Origin of the sequence: Halorubrum sp. AD140, from assembly GCF_034497445.1 — an archaeon.
Taxonomy (GTDB): Archaea; Halobacteriota; Halobacteria; order Halobacteriales; family Haloferacaceae; genus Halorubrum.
Genome location: NZ_JAXRUU010000063.1, coordinates 1 through 16,880, shown reverse-complemented (window position 1 = coordinate 16,880; position 16,880 = coordinate 1). Strand labels below are relative to the sequence as shown.

Here is a 16,880-nt window from a genome sequence, read left to right as displayed (position 1 = left end):
CAGATCGTCGCGGTGGTCGCCGGCCGCTCGGCGGAGCTCGTCGAGTTCGTCGTCCGTGAGCCAACACTTGTACTGGTCCGGCTTCCCGGTGGACTCTAAGCGCATGAGAAGTTCCTAAACAAGCTGGCATAAAAGACGGCAGAACCCACGGGTCGACCGGCCTGATCGGGCCGATATTCGGATGCTGATTATCGACTTGTATAAGAAGTCGCCAGGTTCGTCCGAGCTAGCTGTAAACGGCTAACACCGATCACGAAAGAAGTTCTTCTGTATCTCGCAACAGATTCGTGTCAAACACACTCAGATCGTCTCGTTCAGGCTGGTCAAACGCGACAGAATCGACCATTAGGAAGCCTTCGAGTTCTAATAACGTCTCCTGCAGGTACCCTTCATCATTCTTCGCATACTGAAGGTACTTTAGGAGTTGCTTGAGTCCTTCCGAAAAGGTGCTTTCCTTATCGGTGTACTTCACTTCGCCAAGGATCACCCGTTGGAGCGTTTCGTCACCTGCCGGTGTCTTCTCATATACCTCAACTACGACGTCGGGCCGGCCACTAAACAGACTACGCTGAACATTTTTCCCGAGGGTTTCCTCAGACACCTCCTCATACTCATCAAGCACGTGCTCGTATCGTTCTAAATAATCTGGAAGTGGCCGCTCGACATCATCGATCGACTCGTACCACTCGACATCTTCGCTAGCATCGTGATACACATTCACTGCTCGATCCTCAGATGCTAACCGGGCAATCACATTCGAATTCTTCCGCATCGGCTGAATCCGTAGCCCCTCGTACTCTTTGCTGAGGGCGCGCACGAGTTTGAAGACACAAAACAGTTCGAAGAGCGTCGATACTTCCTTCGGTTCGACGAGTGTCTGCTGGAGCAACTCGCCGATCTCTTCGCCATCGAACTCGTTCGCCATCAACCTCCGATACTGTCGGAGCAATTTGTACGACTCATAATAGAGCTCGTTTCGGGATTTTCTAGCCGCGTCGAGATCGCGCTCTCGAAGTTGGATATCTTCGGGATCACGAATGCGATTAACATGGACGTTCCGCTCAAAGATGCGCTCAATGTCTGTGACGAGCTCGTCGTCCCAACGGTCAGTCCGCCATTCATACTCAACTTCCTTGAGATCGCGGTCGACAGTCCGATAGATGACCGACAACAACTTTTTCAACACGAGATTCTCTGGAATATCGTACTCAAAATAGGGTGCCTCACAAACGAAGAGAGATGTGTCTCCATAACTCTGCGAATGTCGCACCTTCGTTGTCGCTCCCCAGTCGATCTTCCCACGGATCCCCCCACGGGCAATTTCGCTGGAGCGGTGGCTCTCTTTTTTCACCTTTCGGATCCGGCGCGGTAACTCCTGCACGAACTCGACGACGGGGTTCGAAAGGACGAAGTGGACTTGTTTGATACGGTGGAAGTCATCGATATCGAGCCCCGAGAAATCCAACTTCTTCGAGAGCTGTCGCTCGTTGATCCCACCCGTGGTAAGGAAGGCGGCCAACTCCTCCTGGGTGGCCTCAACGAGGTCGAACGCTGGGGTCTTAGTCATCGTCGGCGAACTCGATGTCGAAGAAGTCTTCGACGCGTCGCTTCAGCGCCTCAACGTCGACGTCAGGCGTAACAGAGTCTTCGTCGGCCGTTTCCTCGCTATCGCCGAAACTGACGATCAACTCCTTCTGCGTCTCAGGCCGCATTCCCTCCATCTGTGGGAGCAACAACGAGACGAGCGCGTTGGTGAGCGCTTCTTGTCGACGGCCCGTGTCGTAGGCGGCGACGTACTCGAGCATGTCCTTGACGATGGAGGGTCCGATTTTACGATGCTGATTAATTTTGAACCAGAGCGTCGACACCTGCTTGTAGAGGTCGTCCTCTGCGAGCAGCCCCTCGAACTCCCATGCTTCCGCAAAATTCTCGCCGGCATCAGGGTTGAGATGGCGAGTCACGACAGTGCCATCCTCTTCGAGGGTGGGGACGGCGATATGGATGAAATTGAACCGCCGCATGAACGCATACGACATCTCATACAGTGAGGCCTTGTCGTATGTGTTCATGGTTGCGATGAGTCGCCATGATGGCGTGACAGGGAAGATGGACTCGTTATCCTCAATCGCTGCGAGACCAGCGGTGTCTTCTACCCAGCGAATCTCGACGTCTTCACCCTGATACTCGTAGGGAAGCTCGACAGAATCACCTGAGAGGACGGAAAACAACTGACCAAACGCCTTGTCGATATCGGCGCGATTGATCTCGTCGATGATGAGCCATTCGTTGGTGATGCCACTTTCATTGCGGAAACACCGGAGAAAAATCCGAGGCTGAAATGCGATGCCGTCCCCGCCGTTCGTCTCAGGCATGTGGCCGCCGATCGTGTCGAAGGCGGTCCAATCTGCGGTCGCTGTGGTAAACGTAGTGTCGTGGACTTGGTCGAATTCACGGGCCGTTTCTCCGAGCGCGGTCGCGAGCTCGGTTTTTCCCGTCCCGGGCGGCCCCGTGAAGATGATGTTCTTCCCGGAGTTGATCGTGGCCTCGATCTGTCGGCGAATCTCGTCGGAGTCTTCGAAGTAAAGTTCATCTGGAATTTCGAACTGGAGAGACCCGACTCCGTCTCCCATCTTTTCGTACGACAGCGTCGACTCCCGAGTTTTGGGGACGTACGTTCTGTGTGAGAGGTTAAGATACGGAATTGGTTGGCCGATTTCGTCTGAGAGCGTGTCGTTGATAAGCCGTGCAAACTCTTCTGGGACTTCGGTGAGGTAGGCCCCCTGATTCAAATCAAGGTTGGTGTCGTAGACGACAGTATGCTCATCACGGATCTCATCGAGGAGATCACGGTTCGATTCTCTGAGAAAGGTGTTGACGTCGAGTGCGTCCTCGAATTCCTCGTACCGTTCAAGTGGCACTTTGTAGGCCGGGCGTCCACCCCGTTCAAATTCCATATCTTCTACGCCCTGGTCGTCCCAACGTGTTCCTTCGAGACACGTGGTTTCCTCGTAGCTATCAGCGGCGACGGAGACACCAGTGATCTCGCGGGTGTTTTGGTCTAAGTGGAGAATCAGGTCGCCCTCTGCTACATTAGTGACTAGCTCGTAATGCACTGAGGAAGCACCGCTTCCGGTTGTTTGCGGACACCAGAGCGCCTCACCAAGTCCCCACCCACTGACGTCGCGGTCGCTTCTGTTGTGATAGCTTTTTTCGATCCAGACGGACTGCTGACTTGCGTTGTTGACTGGACCGCTAGCTCGGTAGTCACTAGAGATGGACTCCAGCTCTGCAAAGGCCTTGTCCGCGTCATAATGGTTGAGAATCTGTGTTTTGAGCGCGTCGTAATCAACACCATGAAGCGTCCATTGCTGCAGTTTGACGAACGGCCGGAATGGTCCACGCTCGCTGTTTTCGAGGTCGAGTATCCAATCAACACTCCGATGGTGCTTATTGGATGTGTGAGCGTGTGATTCAGGCATTTCGTCGTACCATTCGTCCGCCGGCTGGTACACATATTCGCTTGTGATGACACCAACGGCGAGGATCTGTCCATTCCCGGTCCAGCCGTCATCGCCTTGTCCCCGCTTGCCATCCTTCGCGAAGATGATATCGCCAACTTGGAGATCGTGTGCGAATCGCCGTACTTGTTCGACGGCATCGTTCGGGCTTTTTTGGGCGGAATCGAGATTACTCCGTTCCTTCAGCTCATCATAGCCCTCTGTTTCGGAGACGTCGAACTCGATATCGGGCCAGCCGAGACTGATACTGCCCTGTTGGCGGAACAGGTCCCACCACTGGTCATCGATGAATCCGAAATGCCACGCATTCCCGATGTCATGGCGTTCTCCCTCACCGTCATCAAAATCGAGTTGGATTTGTGCGTCAGCGGAGGTTGCCTCGTCAGCCATTAATCGCTTCTTCTAATTCCTGACAAATATATTATTTGGTAAATACATCGTGGAATCACCAAATAGAATTTGGTAGATGGTGGCAGGCTTCTGAGAGGGTAGCGGGGAAAGGGCCGCAAGTGAAGCACGTGAATCAACCGAAGACCATCTGGAACCATCCGGAACACTCGGGGGTCGGCTTATATCCCCACACCGAGACCGACCAGAACGTGATACGCGACGGAACAGTCTTCGAAGACGACCACCTGCCCTCCGTGATCGTCGGACGGAACCGCCACATGAACGAAGTGACGGACGCTCTCGCACCGATCGAGGACGGATTCCGTGCCGAGAACTGCTTCCTGTTCGGCCCCTCCGGCGTCGGGAAGACGACTGTCGCCCGAGCCGCCGTTCGCGAACTTCGCCAAGAAGTCCTCGACGTTCCGCACGCCTACGTGAACTGCTGGCAGGATTACACCAGAAAGGCGGTGCTCGAGCAACTCTCTCGTGACCTGATCGGCTCGGCCGTCTCCCGATCGGCTTCGACCGGCCGGTTAATCGAGCATGTCCAACACGAGCTCAACGGACCAGGGGTTGTGATTCTGGATGAAGTCGACCAGCTTCGCGAGACTGAGGTGCTCTACGACCTCCACGAGATCCGCGGGCTCTCGTGGATCGGCATTGCGAACCGGGAGGTCGACCTCTTTGCCGATCTCGACGATCGAATCACCTCTCGTATCAGTGTTGCCTACCGCGTGCGATTCGACTCGTACAGAGAAGGCACAATTACCGAGATCCTCACTCGACGCGCTCGTGAGGGCCTCGGCCCCGGCGCCGTCGACGAGAACGTGCTCGCACGTATCGCGCGCCTCACCAAAGGAGACGCGCGCCGGGCGATCGCGGCATTGCGAGTTGGCGCGCGTATGGCCAGTCGCGAGGGACTGTCGGCGATCCCTATGCGACTCGTTGATGACGCTGTCGCTAGCGCGAAACGAGAGGTCCGCCAAAAGACGATCTCGAAGCTGAACACGCACCAGCGTGCGCTGTACGAAGCCCTCGCAGAGGAGGACGGACTCATCCAGAAGGAGCTGTACGCGCGGTATCGAGAGATTCACGACGATCCCGTAACGCTGCGATACCTCCGCGCGAACCACCTTCCGAAGCTGGAACACTACAACCTCGTTGACGTTGAGCAGCACAGTGGATCGAAGCGATATCGACTCGTCGACGCCGACCATCCAGAACTGCATCCCGAACGCGCCTGAATCCGCACCGTCCTGCGATTCGCACCCATTCGGAACCGTCCGGAACCTCACGGGTCAGACTAAATCACCGGTAGCGACCAGCCGTCAGTATGGCTTCGAAACAACCGATCCACAGCGGCGGCGCGCAGACAAAGGAGTTCGAGATCAACTTGGTCGCCGCGGGCCTTCACAACCCCGGCGATCCCGAGGTCGCGGAGGCGGTGGTCAGCACCGACGCGAACGCGACGCTCCGCGTGGAGATCTCGGCGTCCGACCGCGACGACTGGCAGCTCGACGTACGGAGGGTCGACGGATCACTCGACATCATCCGGAGCTTCCACGACGGCGTGAGCGTTCACGACGACGTGATCCCACAATGGATTGAGCACGTCGTCGACGTGGTCGGCGAGCGACTCGAGAGGAGCCGCTGATGGCGGACGCCGTCTTTCCCTATCCAGGCGGGAAGAGTCGTTTCGCGTCGTGGATCCTCGATCACGTACCGGAGCACACCTGCTTCGTGGAAGTGTTCGGCGGCGCGGCCGGCGTCCTCGCGAATAAGCACCCGGACACGAGCGACGTCGAGGTGTACAACGACCGCGACGGCGACCTGGTGCAGTTCTTCGAGGTCCTCCGCGATCGCCCGGAGGAGCTGATCGAGTGGCTTGACCAGACGCCGTACTCGCGCGAGCTCCACGACGAGTGGGCACACAAGTTCTTTCACGGGTACCGGCCCGCCGACCCTATCGAGCGCGCCGGGCAGTTCTTCTACCTCCGGTACACGCAGTGGGGAGCGAAGTACTCGAAAGAGGCCGGCTTCGGGACCTCGAAGGTCCGAAGTCGGGCGCTGTCGTACGCAAACAAGGTCGACCGGCTCGACGAGTTCGCCGACCGGTTCTCGGATGTTGTCGTGGAGAATCTCGACTGGGCCGACGTCTTCGAGAAGTACGACAGCGAGGACACCGTGTTCTACTGCGACCCGCCGTACGTCGGCTACGAGGACTACTACCTCGTGAACACGATCGACCACGAGGCGCTCGTCGACGGGCTCTCGGGGCTGGAGGGCGACTGGATCTGTTCGTACGAGGACCTGCCTGAGGGGTTCGGAGAGGTGTACGTCGTCGATCGTGACGAGAAGCGGTTCATCAACAGCGGAAAGCGTGGATCGGCGAAGGATGCTAAAGAGCGGTTGGTGATGAACTTCGAGCCGAAGGGTGTGAGAGTGGGTAACTGAATCTTATTCAGAGAGTTCGCGAATTGTCCCAACAACTGAATGCGCCTGCCAGCCGACTACTTCGTCAACCTGTTCTTCTACCTCAGAAGGTATGCGATCGTTCCCCCACGGCTTTACGCCCAACATTGGCTTATCCAGATGGTCCGCAATATCCATCTCTGCCCCAATTATATCGCTATGATTTACGTACATCCCAGCGAGGATGATTACTACAGATGCGGGCTGAATCTGTTCTATGAGCATTTCAGCAAGCTCTTCCGCCGTCTCCGCATCTAAGGGATCGTCTGAGGGGACACTGTAGTTTTTAAATTCGAAGTAAGGGAAGTCCTCTAAAAGTTCAACCAGATTATTGTACTGTTCGTCGTAGGACCACGAGTGTGAGAGGAAGAGATTGTACTCTTGCCTACTCTCTTTCTGAATTAAGACCTCTACGTCGTGTGAAAGTTGGTTAATTTTCTCCTCGAGTTCGTCGTCAACCATACTTTGTCATCGATGGTAGAATCTAATAATGCTACGGCTAATGAGGGCCTGCTTCAGTTTCACTCGGCTCTACCCAAACTTATATTCTCGAATATACGACGGTTAGCTAATGAGTTGGCAGCGGCATTTTGATCGGGCAAGTCGGTCTGATGGTCCAGTGTTCGTTGACAAGGACGAAATACAATCAATACCATCCGGATTCGAACTGCGTGGGATCACAGTCAACGGCCTTTGGGGGGTTTATGAGCAGGAGCGTGGGCACAGACATATCCGAATAACCGAACTCCCAACCCATTACACCGTATCAGTTTCTAGCTCTGTATCCACTGACTACGAACTTTCTCAGGCCCCACTCCAATCAACTCAGAGTAGTGATCAGTTGGGAAAATTAGCAGCATTAGGGGCTGGAGCCGCCGGTATTCTAGCTGTCGGGGAAGCAATCAGGCGCTCACGGAACAACAGTACTCCCGACACAGAACAATCCCACAGAGTATTCATCAGCCATTCGTGGGCGTATGAGAATGACTATGAGGAAGTTAGGGATCTCCTCAATGGTGCCCGGGGGTTCGAGTATTTTAATCACAGTGTCTCCTCGGAGGATCCCCTCGATGCACAACTCCCGAACCATCTCAGAAAAAAGATATGCGATCAAATGCGTTCTGCTTCTGTAGTCCTCGTGTTAGGCGGGATGTACGTCGAATACAGCGATTGGATTCAAGAAGAAATAGAGATAGCTAATGAGATGGAAAAGCCGATTATCGGGGTTAAGCCACAGCGGAACGAACGTATCCCAAATACAGTACACGAACACGCCACCGAAGTTGTCGAAGCCGATGGAACTGAGATATTAGATGCGATCAATCGACATTCAGCATGACAAACGATGATAGCAGCTCCGATAGTGGCCGAGAAAAGCTGATTGATCAGTATACAGCCTACGTGAACACGACGCTCAACGTCAGCAATAGGCGGATGCGGAATAACCGGTTTTATGTACTTCTCCTCTCCGGTACGCTCGCTGTACTGTCTGTACTCACCGAGACCCAGATAATTGAGGAAGTTGGATTGCTCCTCGCTGGCTTACTTGGACTTGCTCTCTGTATTCTTTGGTACCTCAGTATTGTCTCGTACAAGCAGTTGAATAGCGGAAAATATGACGTACTCGCTACGATAGAGAAGGATCTACCGGCTGAACCATTTAATGACGAGTGGGAAGTCCTTGACGAGGGACAGAATTGGCGGACCTACATTACCCATACCCGTGTAGAACGAAAAATTCCGGGTGTACTGGCTGTCCCCTACCTTCTCATTTCCATTTACGCGAGTATTCAGCTTCTGTAGCAGCAGAGATCAATTATACTGTCTATCTTCGATGTCTACCTCAGACCCAGTTTTCAGGCCTCTTCGGTGAATATCTCCAGTTCGGCCCGATCGTACCCGTACTTCGCCATCACCTGTTCGATCTTCCGAACACAATCGTTCGCGGAGAAGTTGGTTTCGACGTACAGATCTGTGTCCGGTATCCTCCGAGGTTGGACGAGCTCCGACTGTCGGCCCTCCTCCACGAAGTAGCTCCGCGTGCGACCCTCGATCTCGGTGATACGGTCGTGGTCGTCGGCGTCGCGAAGTATCTCCGCGACCGCGGTCGTGAGCGTGTTCGCCCAGCTATCGACATCGTAGGTCTCGCCGAGGATCTTAATTACCGAGGGCGTCATTCCGGTGTAGTCGTCGACCTCGGTGGACTCGCTCGCCGGCGGCTCTTCGACGAGGTCCTCGCGGCTGGCGTTCTGCATGAACTTGTTGACCGTCTCCGCGAAGTCCTGATACGCGCCTTGGAGGAAGACGAACTTCTCGCTCTGCTTGTCGTACGCGTACTTCTCAGCGATCTCGTGGACACCGCGTTCGGCCGTGGACAGGTTCTTGTCGGGGTTCGGTCGCCACATATCGAGCAGCTCGATGTCTCTGTTGCCTCTGCTGTACTGCCTGAGGGTGTTGTCGATGTTCGTGGACTTGCCGATCTTGATGTCCATTATTTTGAGGCCCGAATACTCCAAGTGAGAAATTCTGATTGCGTAGACAACTTTGTTCATGGACAGGTTTTGCGCGACTGGTCTCTTGAGGGTTTCTGAGGCTGTTTAATAGTATGACTGGAAGTATTGATATCAGAATTAAACAAAAATTGAGTCAATTGAGTGTGAGTTGCAGCATTATGATGAAATTTAGCCTGACAGAAATAATAAAAACTAATTATAATGGCTATCACATATCAACTGTGCCAGTTGGACGATATATTCGTGGTTTGAACTCTTACGACCTACTCGGTAATCTTATTCCAGGAATAGTTGCTCTTGTGGTAACTCTCGGTGTATTTACGACACCACCCATTCCAGATAGTATCGAAGAGTATGCTCTATTTGCTGTTATCGCCTATCTTACGGGGAACCTGATTCAGTCGGTCGCATCAACTGCTGTTGGAGATCGGAGACACTTCGATCGCACAATGAGTGATGCGGAAATGAGGACCAAATCTGAGTTGGCGGAGGCAGAGACCGAGTCTAGCTCGGATGAGCCATCAGATGGACAAAAGAAACCGTCAGAGAATAATCGAGACAGACTATTTTGGAAGATTGTCCATCCGTATATTTGGCCACTTGCCGTCTGGTTCCGACCACCCCGTGGAGAAAGGCTTGAGGATGCGATATTAGTTAATCGAATTTGGGAATATCTCATTGATACGCACGAGATTCCGTTTCGGACTACCTCATACGGTGTGCTGTATCACGTTATGTCTAGTAGAGTGGATAACATTCAATCTCCGTCACGCGCAGTCAGGATGCAAGCACTGCGAAATCTTAATCGTGGCATGTGGATCACCTCTTGGTATGCTTCGTTACTCCTTGGTTCTGTCCTCATAATTGACTGGCAAATAGATTCTGGTGAAATGATCCATATCCTCGATCTTGAATACGAACAGCCCCTGTTTTTTGAATACTGGATACCAGTCTGGATATTGGTTCTCGTCAGTCTTGTGGGAGTGATGTTTTTCTGGGTACTTGCTGAGTCAACTGAAGAGGATTACATTGAGTACCTCTTTGCCGATTACGTAGTTGCTGTCGCATCTGAGGCGGAGGATATCTCGTTTGATCAGGATACACCACTTAGAATCACAGGACAACTAGCCTCCGGTCCCCTACAGTTTGAACTATCAGAAGCAGATGATGGGAATGAAGGTGTTGAGAAGCCTATGGATCCAACAGATGGTGAAGAGTCAGCGGATAAATCACCTGAGGAGAAGAGCGGAGATAGTGATAGTTCTCACAGAGATGATGACGCTGTATCCGAATAGAACAGGAGAAGGTATGCCAGATAATTAAGCCGGCTTTTCAATCCGACGGCCTCGTTCAGAATGCACATCCTCAATTTTCCAGTCGGGAGGTGATTCTTGGTCACTTACAAGCGTGAGCTTGTACACATTACCAACCTCAAGATCCAGAACTTTGTCTTGAGTCTCTTGCGTATACTCACTGCTGTGGACTGGAACCGAGACACGAAGCCCCTGGTCAGGCCCTTCAAGGACTTCAAGCCAGAGGTGGTTATTCTGTGCACCTGCCACCTCGTAGAGTTCTGGTTCAGTCTTGAGCATCCTTAACAGCAGATTACAATAGCAGGATAATAAATCTACTCTTGGATACATCCCCTCAACCCAACACTGAGCAATGTGCTAGTTCTAGTCAAGTGGACCCTTTCTGGTACACACAAGACACTCATCACGACTCGATCGGATGGTCAGTATACAAAGATCCAAGAAAAATACTGTATCTAGAACCGACTCGCTCCTGTGAACGCCTCTGGAGATACTTCCTTCTTCATCCGTTTGAGGCGGTCTTTCTGCTTTCCAGACGCTGCTTCGATGAGCTTCCGATCAGGCCACGAGTGGATGTGCAACCGATCGAATTGCTCCTCAGCGATCTCCCGCACAAGCTCGATATGCTCGATCGCGTACTTGGTCCACTCACCATGGTCCCGGATTCGCTCTAATTCCTCAGCGACATCGTTGTAACCAGCCTCACGCGTCGCTTCGAGACACATCTCGAAGTTCGCACCACGAGGATTCATCGGCTCGTGGAACACGACATCCGGATCGACAGCCGCGAACCACGAGAGCGCCTCCCGAATCTCGTCTCGATCCATCGTTGGATAGGTCGGGGAGAACGAGACGAACCGCGGAACTTCCGCTCGGAACAACTCGTCGAGGGCTTTCCACCGTGCCATCGGCGGCGGCGCATTCGGTTCGAGCGCGTCGACGAGAGACGCATCGAACGAGGGTATTGAAGTCCCGACAGCCACGAGTCCGTCCGCTTTCTCGAACAGGTCAATGTCACGGGTCAGGTTCGGACTTCGCGAGAGGATCCGGACCGGAATGTCCGCCTCGACGAGTTCTCGAACACACCCACGAGTGATCTGCGCTGCTCGTCGATCTTGGTAGCAATCTGTCCCGCTAGAGAGCATCACGACGCCGCGCCCCCGTCTCGTTGTCTTCCACTCCTCTTCGAAGTCCGTATTCTTGAGCCCTTCGTGAACCCGCTCCGGGAGGTCGTCCCGGTAGAGCAGGTAGTCTCCCCAGTCCCGTTGAGGGTCGTCCACGTCAGCCTTGTCTTCAAGCATCTCGTCGCGGCTGTCGATGGCCGGCGTCGACGGGACGTAGCAGAACTTACAGCCGTGTCGGCAGCCCGTGGCGACGTTGATCACGTAGTCGCAGAGGCTCTTCTCGTTGAGCTTCGACTCGCTGAGGACTGTCTTTGTCGGATCAACGTTGACCGTCAGTCCGCCTTTCTCTTCACCGTTCTCCGATGATGCGCAGTCCCAGCAGAGGAGGTGTCCGTCAGGGCGCGCGCTGAATCGGTCGGTAATCTGGTTCCCGCACTCCTTACAGACGAGTCCTTGCTGCCAGAGATTGAGTCGATCGCCGTGTTCTCGCTCGGCTTCACGCAGCTCGTCAAGCGTCGGGTGTTTGCCCAGCTCCTCGACGACGCGACCGTCCTCGTCGACGAGGTGGACGAATCTATCGTACCACCCACCGTCCGGATCGCGTTCGGTGTCAAGGTGCATATAGGCCTCCTTAGCGAAACGTCCGATCCCTAACAGTATAAAAAAGAGGTGAGTCCGGAGTGAAAGTGGAACTAAAACCGATTACGCGGAAGAGGGCAGCTTCGGGTAGTCCTCGGGCGATTCCATCTTCTCGCGTTCGCGGCGGAAGAACTCCTCGTCCTCACCGGCGTGTTTAATGAACTCCTTGTCGGGCCAGAGGTGGATCGGAAGATCGAGGTCGTCACCGATGTCGCGGACTGCGGTCAGCTGCTCCTTCGAGTACTCGACCCAGTGGTTACGGTCGCGGAGTTTGTCGAGTTCGTTGGCGAGTTCCTCCTGTCCCGCCTCGCGTGCCGCCTCGACCGTCATTTGGAAGTTGCCGCCGCGGGGGTTGATCGGCTCGTGGAAGACGACATCGGGGTCCAGCCGTTCCTTGAACTTGGTGAGGAGCTCCCGGAGGTCTTCACGGTCCTGTGTCGGATACGTCGGGGACATGGAGACGTAGACGGGAACGCCGGCGTTGCTGATCTCTTCGAGGGCGTCGAGTCTGGAGGAAGGGGCAGGTGCGCCGGGTTCGATCGAGCGAACCTTCTCGTCGTCGAGACACGGGATTGAGGAGCCGACGGTGACGAGGCCGTTGGCGGCTTTGAACACGTCTAGGTCGCGAACGACGGCCGGACTGCGTGTAAGGATTCTGACCGGCTTCTCGTGTTTCACGAGCTCGATGACGCAGCCACGAGTGATCTGGGCGGCACGGCGATCTTGGTAGCAGTCCGTTCCGCTGGAAATCATTACGACGCCGCGGCCGTCCGGAGTAGAGTCCCACGTTTGTTTTCTATCCAACTTCTGTCCAAGACGTTCTGGTAGATCATCTCGGTACAGGAGGTAGCTTCCCCACTCCTGTTGTCCGTCTACAACACCTGCTTGTTTTTTGAGCATATCACCTCGCATTTTAATGTTCGGTGTTGAGGGAACATAACAGAATTTACACCCATGAGTACACCCAGTAGCAACGTTAATAACGTAATTACACAGATTTTTGTGGTGTAGGGCAGAGTTGGAAAGGACGGCTTTTGTTGGATCTGTAGTATGAGTTACACCACGTTGATCCTCGTCGGAAATACGGTTCATTGAACAGTCCCAACACAAGAGCGCCCCATCCGATTTAGCACTGAATCGCTCTGTTATATTATTCTCACAGTTGGTACACTGGAGTCCAGTATCCCATAAATCAAGCCGTTCAAGGGGTTCTGAGTGCTGTCGACTTATTTCTCTTAATCTACCCAATCTAGGTGGCTCCCTAAATCTGTGGATGATGTCACCAGTTCTGTCCTCTACAACGACACCCTCGGAGCCATTAGGACTCGAATTACAGATTGAGAGGCCCCCACTGTTCAACATAGTGGATATATCATACGAGGGAGTCAATAATGGTTTTCATGGTATTGAGTCAAATTAGTTGGACGGTAAAGTAAAGTAATTCGCCACTATCATATCGTACCAGCAAGCAAATGGTCCTATCTGATTCTGACGATGAGAAGTGGATATACCGAGAGCATACTGCTGCAAAGCATGAGGTTTATCAAAAATACTTGACGCCTTGGACTTACAAGCTATCCTCTTGGAACGATAAACTTAGAGTAATCGACTGCTTTGCGGGTCGAGGATCCTACGTTCGTGCCGAGGACTGCTCAGGAGCTCAATTAGAGGAGATATCCGCACCGACAGAACTCCCCGGATCACCTCAGATAATCCTTGATCGGCTCACAAAGCATTCTGACAAATTCGAAGAGGCAGAGGCTATATTTATTGAAGCAAATGAAGAAAACTACGATGAATTGGATGAGAACATTTCGGAGACAGCTGGTATAGCCGATAACATCTCTGTGAATCCCATTCAGGGTGAGTTTCAAGACAAAGTCTTGGATCTCGTTACTACCGATGGGAGTGACTGTCCTACTCTATTTTTCATCGATCCATTTGGATTCAAATCACTCGATTATGACGTAGTTACAGAAATCGGATCAACCGATCAGTTCGAGATACTAATCACATTTATGTCTAGAGATATCAATAGATTCCTAGAAAATGAAGATCATAGAGACGCATTAGAAACTACATTTGGAACGCCCGATTTTATCGATGAGGTAGGTGATCTCGACCCTGAGAATTGGGAACCACTTGTTGAGTATTATACTGATAGAATAGAAGGTACCGGACCGGAGATGACATTTGAGTATTTGATTACAGAGCCCGAGACGAGGCAAACTGTTTATTATCTCGTGTTTGGGACAAATCATCCGAATGGCTTGAAAACAATGCGTGATGTGATGAATATATGTGGGACTGGAAACTTCGGATATGCTCCAAAGATCCCCGAACACGATCGGAAACAATCCGGCTTAAGTGCATTTACGACTGGATTAGCTGCTACCAAGGAATTTCTTGTTAATACCTTTAGTCAGTACCGTATAGAATTTCGTAATATGGTAGAAATGTGCTACAAGATGAGAAAATATGAGGACGATGTGGAATCAGACTACAGAAAAGCGATACAGGAACTTGAGTCGGAAGGCCAAGTGGAGGTCATTAGGCGAGCTTCCAAGACTGGAGGAACTGGTGTCGGAAAAGGCGATCTGATCGACTTCAGGGATGACGACGATCTAGAGGATATTGGTTAGGGAGTCCCACATTAACTGTGACCAATTCTACCGGCGGCAGTATCATTCACTAATGTCTTCCAGCTCCTCAGCATCGAGGTCCCCAGAGAGATACGCTAGGCCGCGATCGGTGATCTCGGTGTACCCCTGTGGATCGTCATAGCGTTTTACCAGACCTGCATCTTCGAGCTTTGGCAGCCGCCGATCGATCGTCGGCCGCGATATGTTCTGTATATTAAACGCTATCGCGGTAGGAGGGAGCGCGATTCCGTGATGAGCGAGAAACTCCAAGATAGCATCATCAGACTTGGTCATCCAGCTCACCACGGGCCTCATTGACCGGCGATACCGGAAGCCGACTCTTAGTTATAGGGTTATTCAACCGATCTAATTGCTTAGACATACTAATTGATAGTCTACACCATCAAAGTTAAGCCCCCCGAACCCACACCTGTCAGTCACGGACCCACCCGGCCGTCGTCGAGGACGCGCCGTGCCTGAAAAGGACGCGGGCCGCGCTGCGCCAACAGCCGGCCCGTGTGGGGTTCCGTGACCAAGCACGAAACCCATGCACACCGATCCGACGCGGGGGCTTGAAACTCCCGTCCGAGACGCGGAATCGACACTGACTGACGAGTATCCGGCAGCACTCGCGACGCTGATGCGAGCCGATCGCGCGATCCACGACGTCGCGCAAACGACCCTCCGCGAGTTCCGCGGCGAAGTCGATCTCTACCCCGACGACCGATGATCGACTCTACCAGCTCGCCGTCCGGAACACCATCCGGAACGACCGAAACCCGGACACGGTGCCGAGAGAGCGTCCGTCCGGAACCGTTCGGAACCGCACGGGTCACACTAAACCCCGCGTCGGGGCGACCCCGACGTATGCCGGATCACGACGGCGCGGCCAGCACCGCATCACGACCGACTGATGACGACTGACGACACCACCATGAGCGACGCACACACCCAGCCGACGGACGAGCCGCACAGCGACGAGACCACCTGGTACGACCTCCTCGGGTTCCAGCGAGACCTCCTCCTGGTCGCCGCCGAGGTCGACGGCGAGGAACTCCCGAAGGGCCTCACGCTGATGCGACGGCTCGAAGATCGCTACTCCGTCGCGATCAACCATGGCCGACTGTACACCAACCTGAGCGATCTTGAGGAAAAGGGCCTGATCGAGTCGGAGGAGATCGACGGACGCACCAACGCGTACCGCGTCACCGACCGCGGCCGCGAGCTGCTCTCACGACACCGAGACTACCTCGGTCTTGCACTGGAAGTCGAGGGGGTGGATGCATGAGCCTCGACTGGCCGACCGGCTGGGATCGGACGCCTGCAGGAGACCGAACGAAGAATCGAAGCTTCGAGGCGACACTCGGCGCGACGACGCAGGACCTCGCGACCGAGATGGATCGAATGGGCGTCGACGGCTGGCGGGCGTCGATCGGGAACTCCCACACAAAATCGAACGGGCTCCCGCTCGCGAACGCGAATCCCGACGATCCGGGATTCGTCCTCCGCTGGCGCGAGAACGACCAGGAGTACGCGGTCGCCTGTGACGCCTACTCGCGGCTCCGGGACAACGTCCGAACGGTCTACAAGTGGATCCACGAGACCCGGATGCGGGGGAACCGTCCCGTCCGGACCGGTGACTCCGAGTTCGCCGCAGCTCGCCTCCCGCCCGGAGACGGCGACGAGAACGCTGTCGTGGTCGGATCTGTCTCGAACAAACCGGCCCACGAGGTCCTCGGCGTCGACGTGTACGCCTCGTCTGACGAGGTGCTCGATGCCTATTACGAACGTGTGAAAGAAGCGCATCCGGACCACGGTGGTTCCGAGGAGGAGCTACTGCGCGTCCGCGACGCGAAAGAGGAGATGCTCGGAGGTGACCGATGAGCCCGACCGTCGAGGTCGAAGTTCGGCGGAACCGCCACGGCTCGGTGCTCGCGTACGCCGACCGCGACCGCGCGGCGCGTCTCCTGGAGGATCATCGAGCCGTGATCCAGTCGCTGTACGATCTCGTCGATCGCCGGCACGGGTCGGACGGCGATATCGTTGCCCGGCTCTCCGTCCGCGAGGACGCTCGAGTCGTCGACGAACTCGATCTCCGTGATCGGTTCCGACGTGACATGGAGGCCGACCGCGCGATCTCGCTCGTCGAGGATCTCCGGTACCACGCCGGCGAGAAGGAGCTCGTGGCCGACGGCGGCGAGGTGGATCGATGAGCCACCAGGCCGTCTGCGCCGAGTGTTCCTGGACCGGCGAGGCGAAGACGCTGAAC

At 54.4% G+C, this 16,880-nt stretch carries 19 protein-coding genes and 1 pseudogene; 11 read left to right on the top strand and 9 right to left on the bottom strand.

Annotated features, from left to right (window positions below):
• The 3 genes and pseudogenes from U4E84_RS18985 to U4E84_RS13740 all read right to left on the bottom strand — a co-directional run.
• Positions 1-105 (bottom strand): annotated as a pseudogene (locus tag U4E84_RS18985) (site-specific integrase); the annotation flags it as partial.
• A 145-nt stretch (positions 106-250) separates the two neighbouring features.
• Positions 251-1,567 carry a hypothetical protein gene (locus U4E84_RS13745; RefSeq protein WP_322532678.1) on the bottom strand — a complete coding sequence of 439 codons (1,317 nt, stop codon included), beginning with the start codon at positions 1,565-1,567 and terminating at the stop codon, positions 251-253.
• On the bottom strand, positions 1,560-3,908 hold the full coding sequence (locus U4E84_RS13740; RefSeq protein ID WP_322532677.1) for an AAA family ATPase: 2,349 nt from the start codon (positions 3,906-3,908) through the stop codon (positions 1,560-1,562). Before U4E84_RS13740 ends, U4E84_RS13745 begins: the two co-directional genes overlap by 8 nt.
• A 209-nt stretch (positions 3,909-4,117) precedes the next feature.
• Here U4E84_RS13740 and U4E84_RS13735 point away from each other — a divergent pair, with 209 nt between their 5' ends.
• From U4E84_RS13735 to U4E84_RS13725, 3 genes are all read left to right on the top strand, one after another.
• On the top strand, positions 4,118-5,152 hold the full coding sequence (locus tag U4E84_RS13735; RefSeq protein WP_322532676.1) for a Cdc6/Cdc18 family protein: 1,035 nt from the start codon (positions 4,118-4,120) through the stop codon (positions 5,150-5,152).
• Between the two features lie 89 nt (positions 5,153-5,241).
• Positions 5,242-5,562 (top strand): hypothetical protein, encoded by a 321-nt coding sequence (locus U4E84_RS13730; protein WP_322532675.1) that lies wholly within the window; start codon positions 5,242-5,244, stop codon positions 5,560-5,562.
• The gene (locus U4E84_RS13725; RefSeq protein WP_322532674.1) at positions 5,562-6,362 is read left to right on the top strand and encodes a DNA adenine methylase; all 801 of its coding nucleotides are present in this window, start codon (positions 5,562-5,564) and stop codon (positions 6,360-6,362) included. Before U4E84_RS13730 ends, U4E84_RS13725 begins: the two co-directional genes overlap by 1 nt.
• 3 nt (positions 6,363-6,365) lie before the next feature.
• On the opposite strand, the gene U4E84_RS13720 is transcribed toward U4E84_RS13725, so the two are convergent.
• Positions 6,366-6,842, bottom strand: coding sequence for a TIR domain-containing protein (locus tag U4E84_RS13720; RefSeq protein WP_322532673.1), 477 nt, complete (start codon positions 6,840-6,842; stop codon positions 6,366-6,368).
• A 157-nt stretch (positions 6,843-6,999) separates the two neighbouring features.
• Here U4E84_RS13720 and U4E84_RS13715 point away from each other — a divergent pair, with 157 nt between their 5' ends.
• Both U4E84_RS13715 and U4E84_RS13710 read left to right on the top strand, forming a co-directional pair.
• Positions 7,000-7,719 carry a TIR domain-containing protein gene (locus U4E84_RS13715; protein ID WP_322532672.1) on the top strand — a complete coding sequence of 240 codons (720 nt, stop codon included), beginning with the start codon at positions 7,000-7,002 and terminating at the stop codon, positions 7,717-7,719.
• Positions 7,716-8,183 (top strand): hypothetical protein, encoded by a 468-nt coding sequence (locus U4E84_RS13710; RefSeq protein WP_322532671.1) that lies wholly within the window; start codon positions 7,716-7,718, stop codon positions 8,181-8,183. The genes U4E84_RS13715 and U4E84_RS13710 overlap by 4 nt, the downstream gene beginning before the upstream one ends.
• A 53-nt stretch (positions 8,184-8,236) precedes the next feature.
• Here the strand turns inward: U4E84_RS13710 and U4E84_RS13705 are convergent, their stop codons facing one another.
• The gene (locus U4E84_RS13705) at positions 8,237-8,932 is read right to left on the bottom strand and encodes a hypothetical protein (RefSeq protein WP_322532670.1); all 696 of its coding nucleotides are present in this window, start codon (positions 8,930-8,932) and stop codon (positions 8,237-8,239) included.
• A gap of 53 nt (positions 8,933-8,985) precedes the next feature.
• Between U4E84_RS13705 and U4E84_RS13700 the strand changes: the two genes are divergently transcribed.
• Complete coding sequence (locus tag U4E84_RS13700; RefSeq protein WP_322532669.1) at positions 8,986-10,188, top strand: hypothetical protein; 1,203 nt, start codon at positions 8,986-8,988, stop codon at positions 10,186-10,188.
• Between the two features lie 24 nt (positions 10,189-10,212).
• On the opposite strand, the gene U4E84_RS13695 is transcribed toward U4E84_RS13700, so the two are convergent.
• From U4E84_RS13695 to U4E84_RS13685, 3 genes are all read right to left on the bottom strand, one after another.
• A complete protein-coding gene (locus U4E84_RS13695; protein WP_322532668.1) occupies positions 10,213-10,485 on the bottom strand; it encodes a hypothetical protein in 273 nt (90 codons plus the stop codon).
• A gap of 176 nt (positions 10,486-10,661) precedes the next feature.
• The gene (locus U4E84_RS13690) at positions 10,662-11,951 is read right to left on the bottom strand and encodes a radical SAM protein (RefSeq protein ID WP_322532667.1); all 1,290 of its coding nucleotides are present in this window, start codon (positions 11,949-11,951) and stop codon (positions 10,662-10,664) included.
• Between the two features lie 81 nt (positions 11,952-12,032).
• The gene (locus U4E84_RS13685; RefSeq protein ID WP_322532666.1) at positions 12,033-13,061 is read right to left on the bottom strand and encodes a radical SAM protein; all 1,029 of its coding nucleotides are present in this window, start codon (positions 13,059-13,061) and stop codon (positions 12,033-12,035) included.
• Positions 13,062-13,441: 380 nt separating this feature from the next.
• On the opposite strand from U4E84_RS13685, the gene U4E84_RS13680 reads away from it, so the two are divergent.
• Positions 13,442-14,611, top strand: a complete 1,170-nt coding sequence (locus U4E84_RS13680; protein WP_322532665.1) for a three-Cys-motif partner protein TcmP — start codon at positions 13,442-13,444, stop codon at positions 14,609-14,611.
• A 42-nt stretch (positions 14,612-14,653) separates the two neighbouring features.
• Here U4E84_RS13680 and U4E84_RS13675 read toward each other — a convergent pair whose 3' ends face one another.
• Positions 14,654-14,905 carry an ArsR family transcriptional regulator gene (locus tag U4E84_RS13675; protein ID WP_322532664.1) on the bottom strand — a complete coding sequence of 84 codons (252 nt, stop codon included), beginning with the start codon at positions 14,903-14,905 and terminating at the stop codon, positions 14,654-14,656.
• A 253-nt stretch (positions 14,906-15,158) separates the two neighbouring features.
• Here U4E84_RS13675 and U4E84_RS13670 point away from each other — a divergent pair, with 253 nt between their 5' ends.
• The 4 genes from U4E84_RS13670 (at position 15,159) to U4E84_RS13655 (ending at position 16,824) form a co-directional block, all read left to right on the top strand.
• Positions 15,159-15,341, top strand: a complete 183-nt coding sequence (locus U4E84_RS13670; protein WP_322532663.1) for a hypothetical protein — start codon at positions 15,159-15,161, stop codon at positions 15,339-15,341.
• 183 nt (positions 15,342-15,524) lie between these two features.
• Entirely contained in the window at positions 15,525-15,899 is a 375-nt protein-coding gene (locus tag U4E84_RS13665; protein ID WP_345785516.1) for a helix-turn-helix transcriptional regulator, read from the top strand.
• A complete protein-coding gene (locus tag U4E84_RS13660) occupies positions 15,896-16,495 on the top strand; it encodes a J domain-containing protein (RefSeq protein WP_322532661.1) in 600 nt (199 codons plus the stop codon). The genes U4E84_RS13665 and U4E84_RS13660 overlap by 4 nt, the downstream gene beginning before the upstream one ends.
• On the top strand, positions 16,492-16,824 hold the full coding sequence (locus tag U4E84_RS13655; RefSeq protein WP_322532660.1) for a hypothetical protein: 333 nt from the start codon (positions 16,492-16,494) through the stop codon (positions 16,822-16,824). Before U4E84_RS13660 ends, U4E84_RS13655 begins: the two co-directional genes overlap by 4 nt.
• Positions 16,825-16,880: the final 56 nt, after the last annotated feature.

What these genes read in the sequence shown, in the direction of transcription:
- U4E84_RS13745 (WP_322532678.1), bottom strand. Translation starts at nt 1,567, where the DNA reads ATGACTAAGACCCCAGCGTTCGACCTCGTTGAGGCCACCCAGGAGGAG.
- U4E84_RS13740 (WP_322532677.1), bottom strand. Translation starts at nt 3,908, where the DNA reads ATGGCTGACGAGGCAACCTCCGCTGACGCACAAATCCAACTCGATTTT.
- U4E84_RS13730 (WP_322532675.1), top strand. Translation starts at nt 5,242, where the DNA reads ATGGCTTCGAAACAACCGATCCACAGCGGCGGCGCGCAGACAAAGGAG.
- U4E84_RS13725 (WP_322532674.1), top strand. Translation starts at nt 5,562, where the DNA reads ATGGCGGACGCCGTCTTTCCCTATCCAGGCGGGAAGAGTCGTTTCGCG.
- U4E84_RS13720 (WP_322532673.1), bottom strand. Translation starts at nt 6,842, where the DNA reads ATGGTTGACGACGAACTCGAGGAGAAAATTAACCAACTTTCACACGAC.
- U4E84_RS13710 (WP_322532671.1), top strand. Translation starts at nt 7,716, where the DNA reads ATGACAAACGATGATAGCAGCTCCGATAGTGGCCGAGAAAAGCTGATT.
- U4E84_RS13705 (WP_322532670.1), bottom strand. Translation starts at nt 8,932, where the DNA reads ATGAACAAAGTTGTCTACGCAATCAGAATTTCTCACTTGGAGTATTCG.
- U4E84_RS13700 (WP_322532669.1), top strand. Translation starts at nt 8,986, where the DNA reads ATGACTGGAAGTATTGATATCAGAATTAAACAAAAATTGAGTCAATTG.
- U4E84_RS13695 (WP_322532668.1), bottom strand. Translation starts at nt 10,485, where the DNA reads ATGCTCAAGACTGAACCAGAACTCTACGAGGTGGCAGGTGCACAGAAT.
- U4E84_RS13690 (WP_322532667.1), bottom strand. Translation starts at nt 11,951, where the DNA reads ATGCACCTTGACACCGAACGCGATCCGGACGGTGGGTGGTACGATAGA.
- U4E84_RS13685 (WP_322532666.1), bottom strand. Translation starts at nt 13,061, where the DNA reads ATGAACCGTATTTCCGACGAGGATCAACGTGGTGTAACTCATACTACA.
- U4E84_RS13680 (WP_322532665.1), top strand. Translation starts at nt 13,442, where the DNA reads ATGGTCCTATCTGATTCTGACGATGAGAAGTGGATATACCGAGAGCAT.
- U4E84_RS13675 (WP_322532664.1), bottom strand. Translation starts at nt 14,905, where the DNA reads ATGACCAAGTCTGATGATGCTATCTTGGAGTTTCTCGCTCATCACGGA.
- U4E84_RS13670 (WP_322532663.1), top strand. Translation starts at nt 15,159, where the DNA reads ATGCACACCGATCCGACGCGGGGGCTTGAAACTCCCGTCCGAGACGCG.
- U4E84_RS13665 (WP_345785516.1), top strand. Translation starts at nt 15,525, where the DNA reads ATGACGACTGACGACACCACCATGAGCGACGCACACACCCAGCCGACG.
- U4E84_RS13660 (WP_322532661.1), top strand. Translation starts at nt 15,896, where the DNA reads ATGAGCCTCGACTGGCCGACCGGCTGGGATCGGACGCCTGCAGGAGAC.
- U4E84_RS13655 (WP_322532660.1), top strand. Translation starts at nt 16,492, where the DNA reads ATGAGCCCGACCGTCGAGGTCGAAGTTCGGCGGAACCGCCACGGCTCG.